This window comes from Superficieibacter sp. 1612_C1 (genome assembly GCF_015234305.1).
In the GTDB taxonomy this organism is placed as follows: domain Bacteria; phylum Pseudomonadota; class Gammaproteobacteria; order Enterobacterales; family Enterobacteriaceae; genus Superficieibacter.
The window spans coordinates 456,401-482,491 of record NZ_JADGMI010000006.1 but is presented as its reverse complement, the minus strand read 5'-3'; the positions used below and the strand labels follow the sequence as shown (position 1 = coordinate 482,491).

The 26,091-nt window shown below is 45.4% G+C and carries 22 protein-coding genes and 5 pseudogenes; 7 read left to right on the top strand and 20 right to left on the bottom strand.

From position 1 onward, the window contains the following. The first annotated feature begins 181 nt into the window (after positions 1-181). Positions 182-514 carry a four-helix bundle copper-binding protein gene (locus INT84_RS21430; protein WP_075212340.1) on the top strand — a complete coding sequence of 111 codons (333 nt, stop codon included), beginning with the start codon at positions 182-184 and terminating at the stop codon, positions 512-514. A gap of 100 nt (positions 515-614) precedes the next feature. Here the strand turns inward: INT84_RS21430 and INT84_RS21425 are convergent. Continuing rightward, positions 615-1,222 (bottom strand): annotated as a pseudogene (locus INT84_RS21425) (hypothetical protein). Positions 1,223-2,110: 888 nt separating this feature from the next. On the opposite strand from INT84_RS21425, the gene INT84_RS21420 reads away from it, so the two are divergent. The 3 genes and pseudogenes from INT84_RS21420 (at position 2,111) to INT84_RS21410 (ending at position 4,425) form a co-directional block, all read left to right on the top strand. Next, positions 2,111-2,275 carry a hypothetical protein gene (locus INT84_RS21420; protein WP_158414359.1) on the top strand — a complete coding sequence of 55 codons (165 nt, stop codon included), beginning with the start codon at positions 2,111-2,113 and terminating at the stop codon, positions 2,273-2,275. A 94-nt stretch (positions 2,276-2,369) separates the two neighbouring features. Beyond that, positions 2,370-2,594, top strand: coding sequence for a hypothetical protein (locus INT84_RS21415; protein ID WP_103678308.1), 225 nt, complete (start codon positions 2,370-2,372; stop codon positions 2,592-2,594). Between the two features lie 635 nt (positions 2,595-3,229). Next, positions 3,230-4,425, top strand: a pseudogene (locus INT84_RS21410) (IS256 family transposase). Between the two features lie 277 nt (positions 4,426-4,702). On the opposite strand, the gene INT84_RS21405 reads toward INT84_RS21410, so the two are convergent. Then, a complete protein-coding gene (locus INT84_RS21405) occupies positions 4,703-4,915 on the bottom strand; it encodes a hypothetical protein (protein ID WP_151200467.1) in 213 nt (70 codons plus the stop codon). A 706-nt stretch (positions 4,916-5,621) separates the two neighbouring features. Here INT84_RS21405 and INT84_RS21400 point away from each other — a divergent pair. After that, on the top strand, positions 5,622-5,822 hold the full coding sequence (locus INT84_RS21400) for a hypothetical protein (protein WP_151200468.1): 201 nt from the start codon (positions 5,622-5,624) through the stop codon (positions 5,820-5,822). A gap of 310 nt (positions 5,823-6,132) precedes the next feature. On the opposite strand, the gene INT84_RS21395 is transcribed toward INT84_RS21400, so the two are convergent. Beyond that, positions 6,133-6,525: a hypothetical protein gene (locus INT84_RS21395; RefSeq protein WP_151200469.1), complete on the bottom strand. Its 393-nt coding sequence runs from the start codon at positions 6,523-6,525 to the stop codon at positions 6,133-6,135. A gap of 374 nt (positions 6,526-6,899) precedes the next feature. Between INT84_RS21395 and INT84_RS24480 the strand changes: the two are divergent. After that, positions 6,900-7,219: pseudogene (locus tag INT84_RS24480) on the top strand (transposase); the annotation flags it as partial. On the opposite strand, the gene INT84_RS21390 reads toward INT84_RS24480, so the two are convergent. From INT84_RS21390 to INT84_RS21345, 10 genes are all read right to left on the bottom strand, one after another. Beyond that, a protein-coding gene (locus INT84_RS21390; protein WP_148245229.1) for an IS3 family transposase occupies positions 7,216-8,363 on the bottom strand; the annotation gives its coding sequence in 2 pieces (ribosomal slippage) (positions 7,216-8,126 and positions 8,126-8,363; 1,149 coding nt in all). The pseudogene INT84_RS24480 and the gene INT84_RS21390 overlap by 4 nt on opposite strands. 60 nt (positions 8,364-8,423) lie before the next feature. Then, positions 8,424-8,675 carry an FAD-dependent oxidoreductase gene (locus INT84_RS21385; protein ID WP_192830758.1) on the bottom strand — a complete coding sequence of 84 codons (252 nt, stop codon included), beginning with the start codon at positions 8,673-8,675 and terminating at the stop codon, positions 8,424-8,426. A 266-nt stretch (positions 8,676-8,941) separates the two neighbouring features. Then, positions 8,942-10,120 (bottom strand): YgeY family selenium metabolism-linked hydrolase, encoded by a 1,179-nt coding sequence (locus INT84_RS21380; RefSeq protein ID WP_151200461.1) that lies wholly within the window; start codon positions 10,118-10,120, stop codon positions 8,942-8,944. A 27-nt stretch (positions 10,121-10,147) separates the two neighbouring features. After that, positions 10,148-11,347 (bottom strand): diaminopropionate ammonia-lyase, encoded by a 1,200-nt coding sequence (locus INT84_RS21375; RefSeq protein ID WP_049005930.1) that lies wholly within the window; start codon positions 11,345-11,347, stop codon positions 10,148-10,150. A 24-nt stretch (positions 11,348-11,371) separates the two neighbouring features. Beyond that, on the bottom strand, positions 11,372-12,103 hold the full coding sequence (locus tag INT84_RS21370; protein ID WP_151200462.1) for an amino acid ABC transporter ATP-binding protein: 732 nt from the start codon (positions 12,101-12,103) through the stop codon (positions 11,372-11,374). A gap of 8 nt (positions 12,104-12,111) precedes the next feature. Next, complete coding sequence (locus tag INT84_RS21365; RefSeq protein WP_204372501.1) at positions 12,112-12,768, bottom strand: amino acid ABC transporter permease; 657 nt, start codon at positions 12,766-12,768, stop codon at positions 12,112-12,114. A gap of 23 nt (positions 12,769-12,791) precedes the next feature. Then, positions 12,792-13,568 (bottom strand): ABC transporter substrate-binding protein, encoded by a 777-nt coding sequence (locus INT84_RS21360; protein WP_049005923.1) that lies wholly within the window; start codon positions 13,566-13,568, stop codon positions 12,792-12,794. Between the two features lie 32 nt (positions 13,569-13,600). Next, positions 13,601-14,551, bottom strand: a complete 951-nt coding sequence (locus tag INT84_RS21355) for an N-carbamoyl-D-amino-acid hydrolase (protein ID WP_049005921.1) — start codon at positions 14,549-14,551, stop codon at positions 13,601-13,603. Between the two features lie 17 nt (positions 14,552-14,568). Beyond that, positions 14,569-15,447: a MurR/RpiR family transcriptional regulator gene (locus INT84_RS21350; RefSeq protein ID WP_049005919.1), complete on the bottom strand. Its 879-nt coding sequence runs from the start codon at positions 15,445-15,447 to the stop codon at positions 14,569-14,571. A gap of 261 nt (positions 15,448-15,708) precedes the next feature. Further along, a complete protein-coding gene (locus INT84_RS21345; RefSeq protein ID WP_194208365.1) occupies positions 15,709-16,677 on the bottom strand; it encodes an IS5 family transposase in 969 nt (322 codons plus the stop codon). A 98-nt stretch (positions 16,678-16,775) separates the two neighbouring features. Here INT84_RS21345 and INT84_RS21340 point away from each other — a divergent pair. Further along, a pseudogene (locus INT84_RS21340) lies at positions 16,776-17,131 on the top strand (IS3 family transposase); the annotation flags it as partial. 754 nt (positions 17,132-17,885) lie between these two features. Here the strand turns inward: INT84_RS21340 and INT84_RS21335 are convergent. The 7 genes and pseudogenes from INT84_RS21335 to INT84_RS21305 all read right to left on the bottom strand — a co-directional run bounded on the left by INT84_RS21335 (position 17,886) and on the right by INT84_RS21305 (position 26,083). Then, complete coding sequence (locus INT84_RS21335; protein ID WP_194208364.1) at positions 17,886-18,761, bottom strand: ankyrin repeat domain-containing protein; 876 nt, start codon at positions 18,759-18,761, stop codon at positions 17,886-17,888. A gap of 707 nt (positions 18,762-19,468) precedes the next feature. Next, positions 19,469-20,707 carry an ankyrin repeat domain-containing protein gene (locus INT84_RS21330; RefSeq protein ID WP_194208363.1) on the bottom strand — a complete coding sequence of 413 codons (1,239 nt, stop codon included), beginning with the start codon at positions 20,705-20,707 and terminating at the stop codon, positions 19,469-19,471. Positions 20,708-21,951: 1,244 nt separating this feature from the next. Then, entirely contained in the window at positions 21,952-22,272 is a 321-nt protein-coding gene (locus INT84_RS21325; RefSeq protein WP_158414361.1) for a helix-turn-helix transcriptional regulator, read from the bottom strand. 182 nt (positions 22,273-22,454) lie between these two features. Next, positions 22,455-22,991, bottom strand: coding sequence for a sugar O-acetyltransferase (locus INT84_RS21320; RefSeq protein WP_204372503.1), 537 nt, complete (start codon positions 22,989-22,991; stop codon positions 22,455-22,457). A 67-nt stretch (positions 22,992-23,058) separates the two neighbouring features. Further along, positions 23,059-23,232 (bottom strand): annotated as a pseudogene (locus tag INT84_RS24275) (integrase core domain-containing protein); the annotation flags it as partial. Positions 23,233-23,695: 463 nt separating this feature from the next. Beyond that, positions 23,696-24,397, bottom strand: coding sequence for an oligogalacturonate-specific porin KdgM family protein (locus INT84_RS21310; protein ID WP_064757824.1), 702 nt, complete (start codon positions 24,395-24,397; stop codon positions 23,696-23,698). Between the two features lie 420 nt (positions 24,398-24,817). After that, on the bottom strand, positions 24,818-26,083 hold the full coding sequence (locus INT84_RS21305; protein ID WP_049006752.1) for an MFS transporter: 1,266 nt from the start codon (positions 26,081-26,083) through the stop codon (positions 24,818-24,820). Positions 26,084-26,091 lie beyond the last annotated feature (8 nt).

The window sequence follows — 26,091 nt, the reverse complement described above, 5'->3', positions numbered from 1 at the left end:
AAGTGTATTTCTTCTATCGGTTAAATCCGCAGCCATTAGTTGTCATTAGCGCACAGGGGAATCACAAAAATGCTTTGTGAATCAATTAGATGAAGTGCTGGAAAGGTTATTAACTAATTCCAGAGTTGCATAAACAATTATTTCTTCCATGCTTAATACGTAACCTAGCTAAGGAGAAATCATGTTAGACGAATATAAAAAATGCATTGAGACTTGCTACCTGTGTGCAGTTGCATGTGATAATTGTGCGGCTTCATGTCTCGAAGAAGAGAGCCTTGAAATGATGCGCACGTGCATAAAACTGGATATACAGTGTGCAAATATCTGCCGTTTTGCAGCTCAATCCATGACGCTTAATAGTGATAGCACGTATGTCCAGGAACTCTGCCGACTTTGCGCCGATGTTTGTCAGAAGTGCGGTGATGAGTGCGCAACGCATGAACATGAGCATTGCCAGGACTGCTCCAGAGCTTGTCATCGCTGCGCTGAACAATGCAGAAAGATGGCCGCCTGAGAGAAATTGAAATTACCAAACCCGCTTAGGCGGGTTTTTATGTTGTGCCAGATATCCCAGCCGCTCGGGTGTGAAAGTCGCCTTGTCCCGCCTGATGGTATCACGTACTGCTATTTAGCAGGCGTTTCTTTTCATCCTTCATAACATCCAGAGATACTTCAAAAAGACCCAGCATAAAAATAGTCTCGTAAAGCTCCTCGATTAAATCGGTGTATCGCGTATCATGCAAAAATAATGGAGCGATAAATCTATGATGCTCTACCGAATCGGCGATAAGATAAGTTGTCACAACTAACAGGGACATCCATACTGGTAACCGAACAGACCGGAATTTAATGATAATCTTTTTACGCAAAATGTTCGAAAAAATAACTGGCAGGATCAATATTGAAATTAGCAGCACTGAAATAGCTCTAAAAATAAGTCTGGGTTCATCAGGAAAATAGTTTCTTCCCCAACTGGTACTTCTTCCTAAAAGAACGATCCACCATACCATAGCCAGAACACTTTTTCCTCGTGTGGCATCGATTTTATATACCAGGCAGTAAAAATGGCACAAAACAGGAGCCAAACTGCCTGGCCGTTTTCAATCAAGACAACCACTTCACCATGTTTCAAAGGAACATGCAGTTCTACCAGAAATGGAAAAAGAAGTGAAATGGTAAAAAGGGAAAATGCCGATATGGAAAATTGAGTTTTCATTTTCATACTTAGTGGTTACCCTAAAAAATAATTATATACATTCCATGCCAGTAATCTTTAACTTTGGATGCCAGATTTAGTTTTTACAGACTGAATGCCATAAATATAAGATGTTTTACCCCTTCACGGCAAGGTCTGTTGTAGCGACAATACTCTTAAGTATGGGTTTGAACTTACTACTGAACCTGCGTAAGCAGTTCCGCTTTGTTTATGGTAATGCTGTCCGCAAGGCATTTAGTGTCGTAAAAAAGACACGGCGCGTAGTGCCTTTCGGAGGAGCTTTCGACGTACAGCAGCATGCCCATTGCTGAAAGTCTGTGTTGTAAGGTATTGTGGGCCAAAGTTCAGAAATGGCGGAGTTAACAAACCTGAAGCTTCCGGATGTCAGATCCCTTACACGATACAACGTCCTGACTCCCCATCCAGAGAGGCGCTCAATGATAATGAGGCACTTCATTCAGTCTCCCCTGCAAAGTACCAGGCAGCCTTTTTCAGAATATCCCGAGCTTTTTTAGCAGGATGCTTCAATTGCTGCCTGAGCTTCAGGCATTCATTTTTGGCCTCCAGTATATCTGGGAAGTATTGTTCTCTGTTATGGGATTTGATAGTCCATAGCCATTTGCAGAGTTAGTGTACAAAACTACCAGGAAGAACGGAAATTTCTGTAACGGTACAGCCTCCTTCTGTCATTTGACGGACGCCTTTTTCCTTAAATGCACATGCAAACCCTGGGTTGCTCATACATACCCTCTGAGCTGAAACTTAAATGTTGGAGTGTCTGCCGGAAAGGAGCAGGCCAGTGGAGTTACTGATATAGAAATCATAAGGCAGTCTGTTACGCCAGAACTTACTGGTATGAGCTAAGCTTTAGAAAACCACACTAACAGGAGGGTGATGATGAACATAGAACCACTTGAGACCAACGTGGGCGATGGGCTGGCTGAAATACATGAAGCCGGGAAGCTAATACCTGAAGATAAAGTGGAGGAACTTGCGGAAAAGGCGAAAAAAGAAGCTGAGGAAGCTACTGCTGAATATCGTAAAAAGCATAATAAATAGCACTTTTACACTTCTTCAATGGCGAGACTGACTTCCTCGCCATTCTTTCGGTTAAGTGATTAGCTATAGAATACTTTATTAAAGGAAGGAAAGAATGATGAAAATGACCAGATTAAAAAAATTTTCAAAAAAATATAAATGGATGATATGCCTTATCTGGACTATCACTGGTTTGGTTCTATGGACACTGGCTGGCTATTCAGCATCAATTGAAAACACAGCTTTACCAGGCTCTGTTTACTTTCGTGCAGCAGGAATATGCTGGTTGATGTTTCATGCAATGCCCGTAACTGTTGCAGCCATAATTTTCAGACTCTGAAACCGGCGTGATTTTGCCTCATTCAGGCTTTGATTTTCCTGAATCAAGCTGTTATGAAATCATTGGAGAGCATAAAACACTGTCAGGCCGGGTGTATAGCATAACGCTAACTCAGCAGATACAGGCGCAGAACAATAATTTCAGGAGTCACTGCGAATCAGATGCGTCGGTTGGTGGATTTCCCACTGTAGTACTGGTTTTGAAAGCGCCCTGAGCAATACAGTCAGCAAAATTACAAGCAAAAGGGAGTCGTTGTGTCAGTCAACTAAGATCAGCGCAATTGCAGGAAGAACATTTCTTCAGACAATTATTTTAAAATGACATACTTCACAGAGAATTTATATGACAACAAATGTGCAAGCAATAAAAAATAGGCCAGAATAATCTGAATTCACTTCCGTGCTATAGAATAATTATTCACAATGCTGATTTTTATTTGTAAGTTATAAATGCACTAAATAACTGCATGGAACAGTGGATCGTATATGGACGTCCAGTGGTGAACAAGCACTGACGTGATACGGTTAGCTTTCACATATATGGCGTTTTTGAGGGGGAATTTACGAGACTGTAATTTAAATTGTGTATCTGCCTGTTTTTGATATGTTCACTCCAGCAATGAAGACAGGCAAATGATGGACGAAAAGAAACTAAAAGCACTGGCGACTGAACTGGCTAAAGGCCTTAAAACTGAAGCCGATCTCAATTAGTTTTCCCGTATGCTGACGAAGCTAACCGTCGAAACGGTGCTCAATGCGGAGCTGACTGACCATCTCGGGCATGAGAAAAATGCCCCTAAAACAGGCTCAAACACCCGCAATGGCTACTCGTCAAGGTGTTGTGCGATGACGGCGCGATAGAGCTGAACACGCCGCGTGACCGTGAAAACAACTTTGAACTTCAGCTAATTAAGAAGAACCAGACGCGTATCACGCAGATGGACAGCCAGATTTTATCGCAGTATGCCAAAGGCATGACCACTCGCGAAATCGTTGCCACCCTCAAAGAAATGTACGACGCCGATGTGTCACCCACGCTGATATCTAAAGTCACGGATGCCGTAAAAGAGCAGGTTACGGAGTGGCAAAACCGGCAACTGGATGCATTATATCCCATTGTTTATATGGACTGCATTGTCGTCAAAGTCCGCCAGAATGGCGGCCTAATAGACAAAGCCGCCTTCTTCGCACTGGGTATCAACACCGAAGGGCAAAAAGAGCTGCTGGGTATATGGCTGGCCTAAAATGAAAGCGCAAGGTTCTGGCTGAATGTGCTGACGGAGCTAAAAAACCGTGGTCTTCAGGACATACTGATTGTCTGCGTGGACGGCCTGAAAGGCTTCCCGGATACAATAAACAGCATCTACCCGCAGACCCAAATCCAGTTGTGCCTCATCCATATGGTGCGCAACAGCCTGAAATACGTGTCGTGGAAGGACTACAAAGCCGTCACCAGCGGACTGAAGGCGGTTGTCCTGGCCAAAGACGCGGCGCTGATGGCGCTGGATGCATTCGCAGATGCATGGGACGACAAATATCCCCAAATCAGCAAAAGCTGGCGTGCGCACCGGGAAAATCTGAACACGTTCTTTGGCTATCCGCCGGATATCCGTAAGGCCATCTACACCACAAACGCAATCGAATCGCTGAACAGCGTGATCCGGACGGCGATTAAGAAACGCAAAGTGTTTCCGACGGATGACTCGGTCCGAAAGGTTGTTTATCTGGCGATAAAGGATGCGCCGAAAAAATGGAGTATGCCGATCCAGAACTGGCGGTTAGCAATGAGTCGATTTATTATCGCGTTCGATGATCGCTTACCTTTAATATAGTGGCAGTTACACAGAATTACTGACAGGCTCGTTTATGCAGTTCTTTCATCAGTAATGCGAATTTCCAGCGAGGCCTTTACCAGGCTCCCTCTAAATGGAGTATATACAGTGTTAACGTTTCTACTACCGTTTAGGTTTTGTTACTATTCTTCAGCGTAGCATGAATCAGGATATCCTGAGGCTGTAGCGATGCCATATGCTCTCATATGGCACAAGGAGTTGGTTACCTTATTGGGAGCATAACAGGTGATAGATAAAAGATCGATCTAAAAGTTACCTAAGAATCATTGTTAATAATATTAGCTATATGCTCAGGAGTTTCTTTAACATAAATCAAAACTCCGTTAACAAGATATAAAAAACTAGCACCATTGTCGCTCTCATTTAAGTAACTGATGTTGTTTGAATTGACAAAAATACTTTTTCCATTAAAGTGAGTTGTGCCAACATTTGGAATTGAAATTTTCAGGGCTGTGAGTCTAATAATCATAATTATGTCTCTTTATTAGTAAGGTAGTGTTATAAGAAATTTCCATAACAAAGTATCACTTATCTCCGGCAGCGATGTAGCATGGTACGTCTTTTGACGTCGAACATTAGGCAATTCGACGAGTCTAATAAGGAAGATTTTGGATACCATTACTTCACCTCTGTCCATGGCCGGGCAGGCGGTTTTACTTCAATATGGCTTTCCACTTCAGGCTCACCGTTCTATTCGATGCCATTGTCATGATACTTTTTGGCATCGCTTACTCAAATACCCAGAACGGCAGGCACCCGGATAGTATAGTATTTACGCCCATATTGCCAGACAACCTTTATTGCTTAACCCATTATTTGTAGGACGCAACAGATATTCCCATGGCGAACAGGATGCCTTTCGTTATAGTTTTCGAAGGATTCTGTAAGGTTCATTACTGCCATTAACCCGTCTGTTTTAGACATAATACTTTTGTAGTTGCGCTCCATCATTTTGACGATGCCCGATGTTATTCCGTTATACTCATGAATGCGCACCGCTGTTTTTTCAACCCAGGTCTCAACATCCGGACGAGCTGCGGCGTTTAATACGACTGATAGCACGAACCGTTATCTGTCAGCCACTCGACCGGCTATGCCGGAAAGTGCCGCTCCAGTTCGCCTTGCATGACGTTCTCTGAGGGTTTACTGTCGAGTCCACTCGTACTGGACGCCCAGTGCAGCGCTTCACTATCGAAGCAGGCCTGCGTGAACCTGGCACGCTGTTTTTTACCATTATCGCAGCGGAACTCGAACCCATCGGAGCACCACCACTGATTGCTTTACTTCACACCCACTTTTTCGGCATGCGCCCCGTTTCGATAGAAAGGGCAGATATACTCTCAGGCAGCAGCGCACTTTGGCACATGATGTGGTAAACACGTTTCGCGTTCATTGCCTCTGCACCTTTAAATTTTGATTGCCTGCGCACCAGTGACCACATCCGACAATATGAGGCCGTGTATAGATTGCAACATCAGGTGATAGCCGCAACCGCTTCAACAGCGCAGAAGAAATTCAAAATTATGCAGGTAGCCGAACGGCTAAATTTCCACTACAACCGTTCAACGGGTAGTGCAACAATTAGCCTGATAGCGCCATATTGCGTATGGATTATGACGTAACTTTCACGATTTGAAACCAATAAAAAAGAGGTTATCATTGACTCCTTTGCCTTATCTTAACACTTCAAGCCACGCCAGCAACTGACGAAGCTGATTTCCTGTCATTGCCGGCATCTTTGATGCAGCGCCGAGAACCTGCGTTAGCTCTGCTAACCCCAACTGGTGAGGCTGGATGAACCGACTGACCCGCTTCGACGTTGCGTAGCGCGAGCGCTAACGGCATAATGTGATTGTACTGCATTTCCTGCTCTCTGTTGGGAGTGTTGAGTAAGGCGGGGGCTGGCTTCTTTGTGACCATCTCTTCATTATCTGCCTTCTCTGCTGTCTGAAGTAAGTTCTTCGGCAGTTGATGGCGCTGTATTACAGTTCCGGCAAACGTCGCCATCTGCGTATAGCCTGGATAAAAGCCCATACTAAGAAAGCTGGTGACCGGTTTTTCTTCCTTCTTTCTTATCAAAAATTTTCTCCGAACTAGGCACCTATTGACGCCGCGTGACTCCAGCAATGATCGCAATGCACAAACCCAGGCCCGTCCAGTCAGTTTTCTGCTGTGATGCTGTGGATCTCTTTATCTTCGTTCAGGGTACCGTGATTTCATCCCGGCTGGGTAAGCGTTCATAAACTTGGTATTCGGTGCTAAAAACTTGGTTCGAGTGTTACTAAGACCCGGCATCGCGTTGCGGCAGAAAGTTCATTTTCCAGTACGGTTGCGAGGATCACCGGCATACTCAGACTATTTAGTCGGGATATGGTTTGCTCCCAATTGCGTGCAACCCGGGGATGCTCGCCCGTCTGACGGTGAACACCGCAGAGGCGAAAGCAAAGGAGCAGAAGCCGATTTACCGAACCGTATCGTAATCGATAGCGGAAACTGCGCTGGATGAACAGAAGGCGAATGGGTTCATCAGTATCCGATGATCATCCAGTCGTGGCGGCGTAAATGGGAAAATTGTCAGCATACTTCCGCTATTCGTCTGATATCCGTAAAGTGTTTTACATCACCAACGCCATTGGGGGAGCTGACCATCGGCTCTGTAAACTGACAAAATCAAAGTTTCCTTCCCTAATGAAAACAGTTGCTTGAAGTTGCTTTATCTGGGCTGATGAATGTACAGGGGAAATGGGCAATTGAATCGCCACGGATAATCTAGACACTTCCGAGCCGTTGATAATACTGGTTTTCATATTCTGTCGGTGACATCTGATCGCTAGAACCATGCCGACGCTTACTGTTATAAAACATTTCGATGTAATCAAAAATATCGCTGCGGGCTTCCTCCCGCGTTCCGTAGATCTTTTTCTTTATCCGTTCGCGTTTCAACAACTGGAAAAAGCTTTCTGCAACCGCATTATCGTGGCAGTTACCGCGACGGCTCATGCTGCCCTCCAGTCCGTGTGATTTCAGGAACGACTGCCACTCATGGCTTGTGTACTGACTGCCCTGATCCGAATGAACCAGCACCTGTTTTTGGGGATTACGCCGCCATACAGCCATCAGCAGTGCGTTCAGGACAATGTCCTTTGTCATCCGGGATTGCATGGACCAGCCGATAATTTTGCGTGAGAACAGATCAACAACCACGGCAAGATACAGCCAGCCTTCGTGGGTCCTGATATAGGTTATGTCGGTTACCCAACGCTCATCCGGAGCATCCGGATTGAACTGTCGCTGGAGCCTGTTGGGCGACACGATACTGGCCTCGCCTTTACGTGCCCGCGGGCTCCGGTATCCGACCTGAGCCTTTATCCCGACACGTTTCATCAGTCGCCAGACTCTGTTGACTCCGCACTGTTGCCCGCTGTCCCGCAGATCCAGATGGATCTTGCGATAACCATAGACGCATCCCGATTCCAGCCAGAACTGTTTAATCTGTCCTGTCAGTCTCAGGTCTGCCTGATGGCGTTGTGAATGCGGCTGCTGAAGCCAGGCGTAAAAGCCACTGGGATGAACATCCAGCACCCGACAGAGCAGGCGAACAGGCCAGCAACGGGCGTTGTCACGGATAAAGGCGTACCTCAGTCGGACAGTTTTGCGAAGTACGCCGCGGCTTTTTTTAATATGTCCCGTTCGTCAGTAACCCGCTTCAGCTCTTTCTGGAGACGGCGGATCTCGGCCTGAGCATCTGACTGTTCTTTATGAGTGGAGGAATCCGGACCGTACTTCTTTATCCAGGCGTAAAGGCTGTGGGTGGTGATATCGAGACGTGTTGCAACGCTGGAAACAGAATAACCACGATCAACAACCTGTTTGACTGCTTCAATTTTAAACTCTTCGGGATAACGCTTACCGCTCATGGGCACCTCTCTTTAAGCCATCTTAAATGACTCTGAGGTGTCTGTTAAACCCGTGGCGATTCAGCTGGCATTAACACGCTTACCTCCTTTAGAGATGAAATTGTCGGTAAGAGCGACAATAAAGCTTTCGGTGTCGGTGACAAAACGCCACTGTGGCAGCAAAATACCATGGCTAAATTTTCCTGCCAGTGTTGGCTCTAAATCAGCAATTTCGGAACCATTCAGTATTTGGCTTTCAAAGCTTAATCTGCCACGCAGTTCATTATGGACACGCTCGCTTTCGATACCAGCTCGCGAATCAAAAACCTGCATAATTGGGCGATTAACAATGAGCGACTTAATAATATGCCCGCTTCAGGCCCGGAGTGGGAGACGGTCTGCTTCGGGCAGGCGCTGATAACAACACAGGAGCTTTCTCAGCGCACGTTGTAATCTTTAATCACGCATTGGCGGCACATTGGGTCATAATTTTGGCTGCATATCAGTCCCATAACCGCCAGGTCCTGCACCTGGAAGATTTACTGTACGGCAAATCTTCGGACCTGGCTTTCCTGTATCATACAAATCAATATTCAGATTTAACGGGTTAGCGCTTTTGCCAGCGCGTAGTAGCCCTGGGCGGCACCCAGCAATTGTTCCACTTCGATATATTCATCGATCACATGAGCTAAATTTTCCCGGGATGGCCCGAAGCCCAGCGTCGGGATCTTCGCTTCACCAGCATAATGACTGCCGTTGGTGCAGAAGGAGTAGGTGGTTACCTGTGGCGTCAGGCCAGTGGCGCGTAGAGCGGTCAGGGCAGTTTGCACCAGCGGGCTGGTCTCATCCATGATCCAACCAGGGAAAAAACGCACTGCCTGAATTTGTTCACCAGTCCAGCAGGTTTCCTGCCCATCGGCAAAACTTACTTTTGCCTTAAAGCGCGGGTCTTGTGCGGCGCAGTTTTCAAGCAATATCTGCAATGGCGCAAGCACGGATGCAGGGGTTTCTCCGGTGAGCAGACGGCGGTCTGCGGTAGCCCGGCAATAGTCAGGAACCACTGAAGCGCCGGGCCAGGGCGAGGATTTAACATCCGTAACTTCCAGAATCCCTTTACCTAACTGTGGATGTTGTTCCACGGCCATTTTCTGCAATGCATTCAGTAAGGTGGCCATGCTATAGACCGCATTGATACCCGTTTCCGGGTTGGCGGAATGAGCCGGTTTGCCGAAGGTTTCGAGTACGATCTCTGCGCGCCCGCGCTGACCGATTTTCAGGTTCAGTTCGGAGGCTTCGCCAATGATCACGACATCCGGTTTCACTTTCTGGCTGATTAACCGGCTGGCGACGCCTTCAAAACACTCTTCATGCACGACGCAGGATACATACAAATTTCCGGCAAACTGGCGGTTGCTATCGTAGGCGAAATCGCTAACGGCGGTAAGCATTGCGGCAACTGCCCCTTTCATATCGGAAGTGCCGCGACCATATATTTTGCCATCGATAATGTCTGCGGCGTATGGGGAGTGTTGCCACTGGGCCGCGTTTACCGGCACGGTATCGATGTGCCCATCAAACAGAATATGCTTGCCCGGCAGATTGCCTCTCATCATGCCGATGATATTGCCGTAGCGATCAATGGTTATCTCGTCGTAATTAAGTTCGGTCATGATATCGTGAATTTCATCCACGACGTCTTTCTCCTCCCCGGAATAACTTTGCTTCTGGATTAAACGCTGGCAGCAGGTGATGACAGGATTTTGGTGTTGTTGATTCATTATTGTTCTCTGAAGGTTAAATGATGACTACAGGGAAAGTGCGTGCTGACCGCCCCAGACAATGTTGCGATAGCCTGTTTTGTCGGTATCGCCTTCGGTGCTGATCAGCAGAACGCGGGCGTTGTGATCCAGGCTGAGCATTTGGGCGATTGACGCATAGCCCGGTTGCATCAGTAGCCCCAGCGCGCCAGCACCGACCGCGCCGGATTCTCCGCTGGTTATCGGCATATCGCCCGGACATGGCGCGGCTAACATGCGCATTCCTAGTGCTGCGACCTCATCTGCACAAGAGAGAAAGGCGTTGCTGTGATCCCGAAGAATAGGCCATGCGATCGTATTGACTTCGCCGCAGGCCAGACCGGCCATAATGGTATCCAGCGCGCCGCTGACGGCAACGGTCTGCCCGTCGTCGCGTTGGGCTGAACGGTAGAGACAATCCGCCTGGCTGGATTCAACAATAATCACCCTGGGCGCTTGTTCGCCCCAGCGGGCAATGGCAGCCGCCTGAATAGCGCCAGCAAATGCGCCAACGCCGGCCTGAACAAAAAGATGGGTGGGTAGTACAGTGAGCTGTTCGGCGATTTCAGTAATCAGCGTGCTATAGCCCTGCATGATCCACATAGGGATCGCTTCATAACCAGGCCAGGCCGTATCCTGCATGATGATCCAACCCGCTTCTGCCGCCTGTTTTGCGGTAAGACGCACGGCATCGTCATAGTTCATTGGCACAATCTGCGCCGTTGCGCCTTCCGCACGGATCGCCTGTAGACGTTCGGCGGTGGTTCCTGCGGGCATATTGATGACCGCTTTTTGTCCCAACAGGCGTGCCATCCATGCCACGCCGCGCCCATGGTTACCATCCGTAGTGGTCGCAAATGTCTGAGTGAGCGCAGGGTGCTGGCGCAAAGCTGTTTGTAGTTGTGGAAAGGTGAGCGGTTGCTCCGTTAACTCCAGTTGCTGCGCAAGGTAGCTTGCCATCGCCCAGGACGCGCCCAGTGCCTTGAAGGCGTTGAGGCCAAAACGGCGTGACTCATCTTTTACTTGTATCGTTTTTACCCCTAGCGCACTGGCAAGCGCCGGGAGAGCCGTTAACGGTGTAGGGTGATAACCGGGAATGGATTGATGAAACGCGATAACGTTTTTCAGCTCCGATGTCGTGAAGGCCGACAGCGTATCACCAGATGCCGGACGCGATGGGTTAATTACTGCACAAATAAGGTCTGCCATTATCTCTCTCCCTGGGGTCAGTGGTTAATTTGCATGACGATATACGCGGCGTAAAAAATCGCGGGTTCGCTGCTGTTGCGGCGCGGTAAAAATCTGTTCTGCGGTTCCTTCCTCGACCACTACACCCTGATCCATAAACAGCACGTGATCGCCAAACTCACGGGCAAACGCCATTTCATGTGTGACGACCAACATCGTCATGCCCTCTTTGGCTAAATCGGTCATGACTGACAGCACCTCATCAACCAGCTCAGGGTCGAGTGCGGAGGTCGGTTCGTCAAAAAGCATGACATCTGGATTCATGGCGAGCGCCCGCGCAATAGCCGCCCGTTGTTGTTGCCCGCCAGAGAGTTCTTTGGGGTAGCTGTTCACCTTTTCTGCAAGACCGACGCGATCCAACAGGCCTAGCGCCAGCTGCCGGGCTTCGACGACGGGTATTTTTTTGACGATGACCGGCCCGGACATGACGTTCTCCAGCACGGTTTTATGGGGGAAAAGATTAAATCGCTGGAACACCATACCGATATTCTGACGCAGCTGGCGTAAAGATCGTTTATCTCTTACCTCGTGACCGTTGACGATAATGTTCCCATCCTGAATTGGCTCCAGATGGTTAATACAGCGGAGCACGGTGCTTTTCCCTGAGCCGCTTGGCCCGATCAGCACGACTTTTTCACCAGGGGGAACCAGTAAAGAAAATTGTTTTAGCACCTCGTGATCGCCAAAGCGCTTTGTGACCTGGTGCATTTCAAGCATGTAATGACTCATGAGCGGGCCATCCTTTTTTCCAGTCTGGCTGCCAAAATCATGAATACCGAGTTCATGATCAGGTACAGCACCGCGATAGTGGTATAAACCTCGAATGAACGAAATGTCGATGAGTTAATGCGATCCGCCACATGAAAGAGTTCCGATATCGTAACTAAAGAGACGATAGAGGAGTTCTTTATGGTCATAATGAATTGATTAACCAGTGCCGGAATACATAACTTAATGGCCTGTGGCGCAATAATATGCCAGAGCGCTTGCGGCCCGTTCATGCCTAAAGACTCCGCTGCCTCCGCTTGTCCTTTATCTACGGCTAAAATAGAACCGCGAATGATTTCAGTAATATAGGATCCGGTATATAATCCCAGCCCCATAATACCGGCGGTCATACTACTCATTGGCAGACCAATGCCCGGAAAGCCGAAATAAAGAATAAAAAGCTGAACCATAAAAGGTGTGCCGCGGAAAAACCAGACATACAGGAACGCCAGCAGGTTCAGAAACTTATTGGTGGAAAGACGGCATAATGAACCAATAATCCCGGTGGTCACTCCCAGTAATAGAGCCAGCAGGGATACTTCCAGAGTCATTAAACAGCCCTGAAGCAATAATGGCATTTTGCTCAGCACAACTTCATAATTCAGCATCATCATTAGGATTTACCCTGGAAATAAAATTATTGTCCAATAATCCACTTTTTGTAGAGGGTTTCAGCTTCACCATTCGCTTTCTGTTCAGCAATGACCTCATTAATAACGGATAATAACGAAGTGTTACTTTTCGCTACGGCAATACCCAGTTCCGCTTCAGTAAATGGCTTACCAACAATTTTCACCTGCGGGAAGACCTTGTTTAGCTCAAGTTGGTTTAATAAATCATTAATTGTTGCATCAAGGCGGCCATTAGCGAGATCCATTGTCTGCTGGGCGGTATCCTGATAGGTCTTAATCGTGAATGGAACATTTTGATTAATCTGGTGTGCAATTTGTTCGCTGGCCGCGCCGCTTTTAACCCCCACCGTCAGCCCTTTTAAAGAGGCTGCATCTGTCACTGTCTTATTATCAGAGCGGGTGACAAATACCATGCCCGTTTTTAAATATGGTTCTGAAAAATCAGCGGCTTTTTTTCTGGCGTCGGTAATATACATGGCGGCAATAACCATATCGGCATGACCGCTTTGTACCGATGGAATCAATGCGGTAAATTGCATATCTTCAACTTTTAGTTCGACACCGATTTTTTTGGCTACCGCTCTGGCAATATCAATGTCGTAACCGACTAATTGGTTATTGTCGTCATAATATTCGAAGGGCTTGTAATTACCGGTGGCTACGATTAGCGAACCGCGTTGTTTTAACTTTGTCAGCCCATCATCAGCATTTACCGTTCGGGATAGCATTGCCAGTATGATGAATGAGAAAGAGAACAGAAGAATCTTTTTTAAATGAAACATAAAATGCCTCGCAGTTTTAATGAGTAGATAGTTTACGACCGTAACGAACCATCAGCGTTTAATGTCTCGCCCTTATATTGGGTAATTTCTTTATAAGCATGAGGCTGCCGATGGAGATCGAAATTAAAGGTAGTGCGTTTATAAATTTGGCAAAAATCAAGATCACAATGGGCGACTACCACTTCGTCGCCTTTTGTGATGCAAGCGGCGACAACCTCGCCAGATGGCGCGACGATGCAGCTCCCGCCAATTTGCTCAATGCCTTCTTCACAACCGGCTTTAGCGACACCGACTACCCAGCAGCCGTTATGGTAGGCGCCGGCCTGTAATGACAGTGTGTTGTGAAACAGCGACAGATCGTCATGCTGCGGCGCCGGGGCATTGTGTACTGGCGTGTTGTAGCCGATGAATATCATCTCGGCCCCCTGCAACCCCATAACGCGATACGTTTCCGGCCAGCGACGATCATTACAAAGCGCCATGCCCATTACCCCATTAAAGGCGGACCATACAGGAAAGCGATCGCCCGGTTCAAAATAGCGCTTTTCCAGGTGCTGGAAACGTCGCCACGGCTCATGTTCGCTATGACCTGGCAGATGAACCTTACGATATTTTCCGATAATGTCAGCGTTCTTATCAACCAGCACTGCACTGTTATAATAATGTGCAACGCCATTTTTAATCTCTTTTTCGGCATATCCAAGATAGAAACCAATCTTTAACTCTTTAGCCAGAGAGAATAATGGATTAGTTTCCTTACCTGGCATGTCTTTCTCAAACCACTGGTCAATCTCTTCCTCTTTTTCCATATACCAACGTGGGAAAAATGTTGTTAATGCCAGTTCCGGATAGATGATAATATCAGCGGCAAGCGCTTTGGCTTCTCGCATCATTTTCATCATGCGGTTTATGACTAACGGACGAGAGTCTTCGCGATTCACTGGTCCTAATTGACCAATGGCAACGTTTATATACCTTGACATTGTTTTTCCTGTAAGTCTTAATCAATAAGATCGCTCATTACTTGATGATTTTGCTCTATTATCTGCAATGTACGTCGGGCTTGTTCCGGGTAAGCAAAGCTAATTTCGTTAGTCAGATAATTCACCATGCTCAGACCGGCAATGTAAGAATTAAATGACGTAATGCTTTCATTCCTGCAACTAATCACGACTTCATATTCTGAAGTGACTGGTGATAATGTCTGATCGCTAAAGGCTACGATGCGGACGTTGCTTTTTCTGGCAATTTTTACAATGTTAGAGAGTAATTTGGTTCGGCGAGGGAAATCCATTAATATAATAACATCCTGTGGCTGCATGTTAGCAAGCTTTTCCGCAAGGTGGCCATCTCCTTTATTTAACAAAGTGACATGTGATCTGACGTTAGATAATAATGCATGGGCATAGCACGCAAGGGTATAACCATTGCGAAACCCTGCAATCCAGACATGTGAAGCAGAGCCGACAATCCCCACACAAGTTTCCAGAGATTTTTGCTGCCCGGAATGCAACAGCTGGTTTAAGTTCTCCTGTTCCTGGCAAATATGTTTTTCGAATCTGGATGTCGCGTCCAGACCCCGGTTTTCAGCTCTGGCCATTTGCGCCAGCGGTGAATTTATATTCTCGCGATGTGGCAACACGCTTTGCCGAAACTCATTAAAATTATCGAACCCCAGCTGGCGAAAACAACGGGCGGCGGTGGATTTTGAGACCCCTGCCTTTACTGCCAGTTCGGTTGCGCTGTAATAGCCAAGATGATCTTGTTGTTCTAATAATGCTGAAACAAATTTTTTCTCCGAGGGGGACAACGTACTATAACGCTTGCGAATGATAGTTTCCAACGAATGGCTATTTTCAGGTGCATCATTTCTCTTCATTCTATTTCCCCGGACGCTGGTATTGTTGTTTCAGTTGTCATTATGATTTAAAACGTTTGTGCCAGAAATAAGCAAACGGTGTGCCATAATATTTTTTGTTTTATTTTTCATATGGTTGTTGTTTTTTAGTAGCAAACGGGAGTGAAGTGGCGCACCAGGTTAATGCAGGATGCACCAAAAAAGTCGGGTAGTTTGCACCGGTGTGCGGCTTTGTTGAATAAATCAGATTCGGGGCGAATGTCCCTGTAGCAGGGCAGATTGTCAGGCAATGCGCACGCTTTCTGGCATTCCTGCCTTTGTCATCCTGTTCAGCGCTCGAACCATGGCCAGAGCCTCTGCCACCTGCCCATCATAATCACGCAGCGTCAGTGATCCCCCGAACAGCTGTTTTATCCGATACATCGCCGTTTCCGCTATCGAGCGACGGTTGTAATCTGTTGTCCACTTCCACCGTGCATTGCTCCCGCTCAGACGCTGATTCGCAACGGCACGGTTGCGGTCTGCATACTCTCCGGGCCAGTAGCCCGCTCCTTTTCGGGGAGGGATAAGCGCGCTGATATTCTTACGCCGCAGTTCATCATGACACAGACGCTTATCGTAAGCTCCGTCCGCCGCTGCTGCTCTGATTTTTCTGTGAGTCTGCCGGATAAGACCCGGGAAGGCTTCTGAGTCCGTTACGTTGTTCAGTGACAGGTCCGCACAGATGACTTCATGTGTTTTACCATCAACAGCAAGATGCAGCTTTCGCCAGACACGGCGGCGCTCTTTGCCATGCTTTTTAACTTTCCATTCGCCTTCACCAAAGACCTTCAGCCCGGTTGAGTCAATCACCAGATGCGCGATTTCACCCCGGGTGGGCGCTTTAAAACTGACATTGACCGACTTTGCCCGTTTGCTGACGCTGCTGTAGTCCGGGCAGCGTAGTGGGACACCCATCAGGGAAAAAATGGAATCAATAAAGCCCTGTGCCGCTCGCAGGGTCAGCCGGAATACGCGTTTAATCACCAGAACGGTTGTGATAGCAAGGTCTGAATAGCGCTGAGGTCGTCCGCGTGATGCGGGCGTTGCTGACTCATACCAGGCCTGAATCGCCTCTTCATCCAGCCAGAAGGTGATGGAGCCACGATTAATCAGGGCCTTGTTGTAGTTGCACCAGCTGGTGATTTTGAACTTCTGCTTTGCCACGGAACTGCCTGCATTATCAGGATCATGCGTGATCTGATCCTTCAACTCAGCAAAAGTTCGATTTATTCAACAAAGCCCTGGTGATCTACAAACCTATTGCTGACAGGTTGCAGCTACGGCTGAATTCGTCGGACTACAACATCGGTAGCCTTTGTTCTGCTCTGGGAATACACCGCAGCAGTTACCGGTATTGGCGAAAACGACGCGATATTGTTAATCCGGCGCGGGTCGGGCTGTACAGCGAAATACGACGGGCGTGGAACCAGAGCCGGGGCTCTGCTGGGATGCGGACTATGGCTGAAATGCTGACCCAAAATGGCGTCCCGATGAGTCCCTACCGTGCCGGGCGTCTGATGAAATATCTGAACCTGAGCAGTTGTCAGCCCGGCAAACATCAGTACAAAATTCTCGTCAGGAGCATACCTGCCTGCCGAATTTGCTTGAGCGCCAGTTCGCTGTGCCCGAGCCTGACCGGGTATGGTACGAAGATATTACGTATAGTGTGCCCGGAGTTCAGGGCGGGCATGGAAGCTCAAATGAACTACGAGTCTGTTGCAATATTGAACCGGTAACTCATGACGAGAAGCCCAACAATCCCACCGGTGTGACGGTGGAAAACCTGAGCGGCAATGACCTGCGGCATGCCCGCAGGGTGATGTAATCCGCTGACAGCGGGGATTGAGGCGAGATCACTAAGCCAAGATGATCCTCATGGTTAAGTGCTGAAAGGCTGAAGAACATGAATCCGTTAATCCGCCTCCGGGGGTTGAAAATGTCACTATGGCCTATGTGAGCTGACAGGCCGTGCAGGAGTAACCGACGGTGATACGTAAGCACTGTCGGACAAAGATGTTTTGATAGATATGCAAAACATCGGGACAGCAATCCCCATCACACCCAGGCTGCTGACTCCTGCCAATTTGCGGCAATCAAGGATAAAGAGTGCGACGGGCAGCCTCCTAAGCATGTCTGAGTCCAGACTGATGAACCGGGGAAGGTCAGTTGCGAATGTTAAGGAGGCATGGCTCCGATGACGCGCTGGCTGGCGGAGCTTCCGTAGTAGTCCGTGATGGGGAAAGCCCATTACATGGCGAAAGGAAGCAGTTTACATGTTTTGCGACGTGATTAACTGGCCTAACGAGGTGAAGACCTTTGATAATCAGCGAAATGCAACGCAAGGTTGCCACATGGGCAACAGCCGCTCCGTGCCGACGGATTGGTACTCGGGCTGTGCTTCGGGTAAAGCTTCAGGGCTAAATATTTTTGTATTGGATGATTTCATCGTAAAGATCGCGATCTTTCAGTAAATCTGTATCTACTGTTATATTGCAGTCGATAAGAAATTTTATGAGAGATTTACTTGCGTATTTTACAATTGGTAACTCAGCGTGGCCAAGACAAAATGTTACATGGCTGAGATCTGTGATTTTCATGGCAATTGTAATGATTTCTTTAGTCTCGTTTTCATCGATAAATAATCTGCATTGGTTGCCTATACCAAAGTCTATTCCTTGTTGATTCAGTTCATACATCAACTCTATACTGGCATAAGTTAAATGTTTAAAAATGACGGGTGAACGGTCTTTTAAATGAACAGAACAAGCCAGCGCGATATCGTACTGGCTTGATTGCAGAAAATCAAAAGCAGTCTGGCCATTATGATCTCTGTGATTTATATCACAGCCTGCTTCAATTAATAAAATATAGATATCAGCGAGCAAGGGGTTGAAAAGGAGTGTACGCCCATGATTATCGAGTGAATGGATATCAAGACCTGATGCGATAAGTAGTGTCATTACTTCTGGTGTGACAGAAAAGTTCGGAAAGGCTAACTGACCAGACTGATTTCTGTGATTGATATTAATTCCATTGCGAATAAGGAGTTCAATGATATTTTTATCATTGCTATGGAATAATGCATTTTCTGCCTTATTATCGAGATGGTGAATGTTTATTCCTGCATCAACAATGGCCTGCGCCGCCTTGAGAGTGCGACAGTGAAATAATGCATTTTGTCCATGCTCATTGAGCGTATTGATATCTACACCCATTTTTAGTGAACGAATAACATCCTTTTTTGATTTGGCTGTAAACAGACTGTCATTGTTTTTATTATTATTGTCTTTCATTATATATCTCCTGTATTTATAATGAAAATAACAATAGCCAATGATTTTTTATTTTTCCAATTTATTTTTAATTATTTTTTGTATAAAGGTACAATATAGGTTTGAAATTAGTGCCATAAATATCAGGTGGAATGATAAAGTTAATTTAAGATTGTAGGGTGGTTATTGTATTTGTTTTTCAGGATAAATAAGTCAGTTCTTGCTGCTGTTCATATAACAAAAGATGTAGGCTCTGTTGGGGCGTTATGGACTATATCGTCAATGCCTGATTATATGGCTAAAATATTTTCAGGTTGGTGTGTAATGTATGGTTGCCATATATTTTTTCTCTCCTCTGAAAATTGTTGTTAAGATTAACAATGAAGATAATGAATACAAGTAATATGTTACTTGTTAATGTTTATTTTTTATGTGATGTAAAAAACGGCTTATCCCTTGGTTATTCTTTCCTCCTGTGGTGGATTGCAAAATCAGTATTTAAGTTCATTTAGCAGGGGCGGGCGTTATCCTGTGCTATATAAACTGTAGTGTTTTTTATTTTGTCAGAACGCCTGAAACACTATTCACACAACCTTTATTATACGTAGCATATCAGGGGGCGCTGACAGCTTTATCACGCTGTACAGTGTCCCTGTTGAGTGCCGGAGCATAAAGTCTTTATGTATGCCTCCTGTGGTTGAAAAAAACTGCAAACGAGAAGGTAGTCCTCACAGCCTTCTTTTACCGTTAGCGTGTTTTTTATCCGGTTTAATAATGGTTTTGAGTTCTTTATTTTCCCTGAGTGCAAGATAGGAAAGGATTTCAGTGCGAACTTCTGGTTCTTCAATATCATTAACGTTTACCTTAATATTATTCCTTATAAACCACTTAATAATTTCCTTGTGTTTTAAACTGACAAGCGGAGTGTCATACCATGAGCAAAGCGTAATGTGGCTGATATCAGTGACTTTCTGTACTTCAGTAATGAATTTTTTAATGTCTTTGTTAGCGTATCTTACAACGCAACGCTCATTGATTTTGTAATCGATATTCTGGCTTTGCAATATTTTGATCAACTCAAGGCAGCCAAAAGTGAGACGATTAAAAATTAATGGTCTGGCTTTAATCAGGTGAATGTAATGCATAAGCACGCTGAGACACTGATCAAGTTGACGGTTGCTGAATAACATGGTCTGTATGTATTCAAAGACGGTCTCCCCATTGTTATTAACCCGGTTTATATCACAGCCATTTTTTATTAAAATTTCTGTGATTGATTTTTTATAAGGGTAAAAAATTAAGCTATTTCCATAGTAGTCCAGTATGTCAGGATCAAGGCCTGCGGCGAAATAAACATTCAGTAATTCAGGGGTAATGCCGGTAATGTTAACAGAATTATGACCACATACGTCCCTGAGGTTAACATTTATACCTCGTTGAATGAGCAGGTGTACAACGTCAGGCTCACAGGTGTAAAAAAGAGCATTTCTTCCAAAGCTGTCAGTGTGATTAATATCGATACCGCTGTCGATTAGTTCTCTGGCTGAGCTTTCGCTGGCCGCAAAGAAAAGAGCATTTTTATCTTCAAGGTCAGTATGGTTTATGCTGATTCCATGTTTTACCAGTAACCGGGCAGATTCAGCGTCATTGGTGTAAAAGAGCGCATTTCTGCCCAGCGTGTCTGTATGGCTGATATCAATCCCGTTCTCAGTCAGTACCTTCATAGTTTCTGGGCAGGGTGCATAAAAAAGTGCATTCCTGTTGAACGTGTCAGTATGGTTAATGTTTATTCCGGCACTAATCATTGCTTTCATAAGCTCAGGGTATCTGCAATGAAACAAAGCATTCTGGTTCGATGAACTGAGCGTATTTATATCCACCCCTGCCTTTAATAGTTTTTTGAGTTCTGCGGGCGATTTTATTTTGAAGAGGTTCAGCGTGTTTTTATTTTGTGATTTCTGGTTCATGTTTTATCTCCTTTCTTATAATGTCAAATAACAATAATCAATGAATTTTTGTTTTTCAAATTTATTTTTAATTATTTTAAATGCGAATGATGAAATTCTATTGCATATTAATATGAGAGATAACTTTCTGACATAAAGATAAGAGAGTAATAATTGAAAAATAACGTCTGAATCGATGGCGGATTTATATTCGAATGGATCATGATTTAGTATGCGTTCTCCGATAGCAGTTTGATATACGACAATAATGTCAGGGAAGCTTAGATGCTGATCCCACATAGTCTGCAGAAGAACGTGCGCAGTATTACCGTATCAGCAGAATAAACAGCATGACAGGCAGGTGGCACCGGGCCTGCTTTTCTTTTCTGACCAAAGGGAAGAAAAGCAAGGGCAATCCGGAGAAGCAAGCGCAGCGGCTTCGCAGGGTTAGCCCTTGCTTCAGTTATAAGCGTTAAAAAAGCTGATACTGCAGATGTTGTTACATAATAATACATTGCTTCGTTTGCATCTCTGTTAAACGCTTCTCCTGCGATACAGGCGAAGCTCTGGTATTACTGCTTCGGTTGCACAGGCGAAGCGCTGAAATTTTGGAGCTGAGATTTCTTTGTATGAAAATGGGGATGTCTGATTAATTCAGTTTCTCTGTTGTTGCATTAATGCTGTGGTGATAGATTATATTCTGTGTATCCTATATCCTGGGTTTTATCAGGGGTCAGTGATATTTTTAAGCCAGATAAGCGAGTGAGAAATATCAAACAGGTTGCGGGTGAAAACTCAGTTTTCATAGTTTGACTAAATATAAGATTTATAAATATTAAATGGATGTGAAGAGATGTGTAAGATATATATTTTGTTTTTACCGGAAGTAACGGGGGGAGTTCTGTGAATTTATGATTGATAAAAATGATGAGTGTTACTGATTTCTGCATGTAGTTATGTAAAATAACATAACAAAAATAAATGTTAAGCGCTGATGACTTATAGCGGAGAGTTTACTGATATCAACAATGCGCCATGTGCAGATTAAAAAATCTGAGACGCATATTCATGTCTCACTGCTTTACGATTCATAATCTCCGGTACCAGTTACTCAGCTATTGACGTTATCATGACTCCAGAAGTTTGGATATTTCGTCATGTAGATCAGAACAGGAGGGTTAATCCTGTGCTAAGGACGACGGGGCCGCACTTTTCAGTGAACCTGATTTACACGCTTTTCGAAAGGTGCCCGGGGCTGTGCCTGATCAGCGCCGAAAAGCCTCACTGAACGCGCTTTCGGACCGATAACCCACCTGAGCGGCAGCCTCTGACACAGAAGCACCATTAGCAAGGGTTCGTTTTACCAGTTGCATTCGCCAGTTCGTCAGGTAGGTGATGGGGGGCACCCCCATCACCTCACGAAAACCAACTGCAAAATCGGTACGGGACATGCCTGCTGTACGTGCAAGCTCATCAAGCGTCCATTTACTTGCGGGTGCACGGTGTATGCTGTTCAGTGCAGCTGTCAGACGGCTGTCACCGAAGACCCTGAGCCAGCCGGCATTTTCTTCTGCCGCAAGTTCCATGTAGGTTCGCAGGATCTGGACGAACAGAAGCTGGGTCAGTGCGGATACTGTGTAGTGGACAAGCAAAATTGGCCACGGTTTTATAATGTTCCCTGTATCTGTACTCCGACTCATCTGGCGTCAGATTGCCGTTGTACCAGTGTGGTCTGACTGTGTTGTAGTAGCTTCACAAAAAACTTGATTTATTCCCATAAATCAAGTTTTTTGTTTTTGAAGTAAAACTGTCGATCTTTATCACCGATCTCACGTAATATCTTACAAGGTATACCGACAGCAACTACATTAGCTGGTATACTATCAGTTACGACACTTCCTGCTCCTATAACTGAATTATCTCCAATTGTTACACCTGGAAGAATTTGGACTCCCGAACCGATCCAAACATTTTTACCAATATATACAGGAAGGTTATAAACATAATTATTTTCTCTTAAGATAGGCAATATAGGATGACCAGAAGTTGCAATAACGACATTAGGTGCAATCATGCAATTGTCACCTATATAAATTTCAGCATCATCAACAAACGTTAAATTAAAATTACAATACACACCACTTCCCATGTGTACATTATGACATCCCCTATTAGCATGTAAAGGCGGCTCAATATGACAATTATCCCCAATTTCAGCAAATATTTCTTTTAGCATTTTCTGTCTTTTTACTTGTTCAGATGGTCGCGTGGCGTTAAAATCATAAAGTTTTTCTAAATAAGTCATTTGCTGCCCCATTAATTCTGGGTCATCATAGTGATAAATCAAACCACTTTTTTTCTTTCTTTGTTATTCATAAAAAACTCCTGTAGATATATTTATATTCTGATTTACTATTTAGGTATGACACTAACCCTTCACTGACTCGCCGCCGCAGATATTCCCGTGGCGAACGATATCCCAGTGCACTATGCGGATGCCATTCGTTGTAATGTTCGAAGGCCTCCGCAAGGTTCTTTACCGCTGTTAGCCAGACAATAGCGCACTGGGTCTGAGATAGAGGGGACTTATGCCCCTCTTTTGGTGATGGCACGTCAACAGGCTGGACAGAAACGCCAGCCTCGGTGGCAACATCCTCAAGTGTTATTTGACGACTGGACATCTATCACTCCAAGAGAATGTTCTCCCTTAAAACAATACTGAATTGTACAAATATGGTTATCAGAAACAAATAATTTCTTTCGGACTACATTAACAGAAATACTCTCCTTAATCCGTGATAAGCTATCATAGATAAGGCTAAAATTTATTGCCAGTTTTCGGAAAATCGCGTTTAACTCTCATCATAATGTCTTGCGCTATACATTCCTGTTACCAATATTGACGTTTATCCCGTGGGTTTAGCCGGGGAACCAGAAAAGGGATGCTGCATATTATCTATGGTATCCCTTTAGTGATAAAATCCTGTTACACAAGCCTCATGCTAAAAGTCAGAAGTTATATCTGACACCCAGACGAATTCGGTAGTTTTCATTATTCTCTGCAATCGATCGATCCATATAAGCTAATGATACGTAAGGCTGGAAATGGTCAAAGCCTGTATATGTCAGCACGTTATCAACCTCAACGTGGTGTCCCTTACCGTTACCTGCGTGGAAGTCATTCAGATGTTTAAAGTAGGCCGGTTCCAGATAGTAATTCCAGTCTTTATTGATGATGTAACTGATACCCAGATGCGATTCGAGGGTGTCCGCTGGCTTTTTGCGGCTGTAGTTGTTTTCTGAGTCATAGTTGCGATGGTTATATCTGGCCCGGAGCGTGACGCTTAAATCTTTTTCCACGGTATATTTAAAGTCGAAGTAACCCGCTCCGCCAGAACCGTCTGTATTCTCGTTCACCAAGGCTCCGCCGTAGATCGTGAGTGCCTGATAAGAAACTAAAGGATACCAGCCTTCCAGTTCATTCCAGCTATGTTTAAGCTGTTCAAATGCCTCTAAGTTATAGGCGTTCGTCAGCATGATCCCTGCAGTATTTTCAAAATCATATCCACCACGGAAAGCAAGCTCATGGCGATTATAAGCCGTTTCATACCCATCACGCGCTTCTATCCATGCCCCGGCGCTGAAAACCGAAGGTGAGAATACTGCAAAGGATAAAAGTAAAACATTAATACCTGTTCTTATTTTTTTCATGTCAGTCCTCAGAGAATAAGATGTTTGTTGAAAATGAAAAATAATGTATCAATCATGAATAGCGAGCGCCATGCATGTTTCCTCTCTCCCATTTTTATTAATAAAGCATGGAAGAGTAATGTGAAGTAATATTCATATCAAAAAAGTGAAAAAGAAATATACTTATTACATCAGTAATCTAACACATAGATTTAACATTTGTTACCCCTGTATAATAAATAATGATATAACACACTCTTTGCAAGAAAAGCTTATGCGCGGGGCATTTTATATGAATTATAGGGTTCTGAAAATCGCACTGACTCACTTCACATCATAATCACCTCCATTAAAAGTACCACTGAGTCAAGGAATATTCATTTCACCTGACCAACAGAGATTAATCATTAAAAAAGGCCGGGATAACCCCGACCTGTCATTTTATGCCGTACGGTGTGCTACATCCACGTCAGCCGGCGCCAGAGTGTTGGTCAGCGCAAAGAAAGAGATGACGGTAAACACTGCCGTAATGATGCCGAGAGTCAGATACGCCTGATGGAAGCCAACGGTATCATACATCCGTCCAACCCAAACAGAGAGTACAACGCCTGAAAGCTGTTTCGATAAATTAAAGCCAATCAGGAACAACGTTGCAGAGAGTTTAGGGTTAAATGCTGAGGAGATATATTTAAAGGTGCCGACCAGAAGGAACGGAAGTTCAAACATATGGAGCGTTTTCAGGATAATTACTTCTATGGCTGATGTGGCAAAAGAAGACCCTAAAATACGGGCTGACATAATAATCCCTGCGGTCAGCAGGGCGTTCTTGGCACCAATGCGGTTCACGATGGCAGGGGCGAAGAACATAATCGTTGCGTTGAGTAATTCTCCACCGGTAGTGATGAAGCCGAAGACTTCAGTCCCGCGCTGTGGGCTGGAGAAAAAACCTTTAAAGAAGTTAGCGAACTGCTGGTCGAAAACGTCATATACGCTGGCGACACCCACAACGTAAATAATAAAGCCCCAGAAACGCGGCATCCGCAGCAGTTCGGCGGCGGTACGCATTGAGAAGGCCTGGCGGTTAGCGCCCAGCGCGTCGATAACCTCGGCGCTATGGCTACCCTCCGGTTTTGATATCCACAGTAGTATACCGAGGATCAGGGCGAAACCGGAGGCGATCCAGAAGGTAATATTAGGATCGATACCAAACAAAATACCGGTGATCGACGCGCATAGTGCCCAACCGACGCAGCCGGAGACGCGAACTTTACCGTATTCAAAACGGTTGGCGCGACTGACTCGCTCAATATAGGCTTCTACCGCTCCGGAACCACTGGAGAAGACGATCCCCAGATAGATCCCTCCTGTCAGTGCACCCGCGATGATATTTATCTGCAATAGTGGTGAGAAAACGAAAATAAAGAAGGGTGCAAACAGAATTAATAAAACCGTGATAGTCCACAGCAGGTGTTTGCGAAGCCCAAGCTTGTCTGAAATCAGCCCAAATACAGGCTGGAAGATTATTGCGAAAAACGAAATGGAGGAGAAAACGATCCCCGTTTCGGTTTTGGTTAAATGGTTAACTTCTGCCAGCCATACAGGGAAAAAGGGGAAGTAGGCCGACATAATGAAATAATAGAAGAAAAAGAACAGCATAAAATAAATAAAGTTATGCCGTTCCCGTGGTGCGAGTTCAGAGAGTTTCATCGTGAATA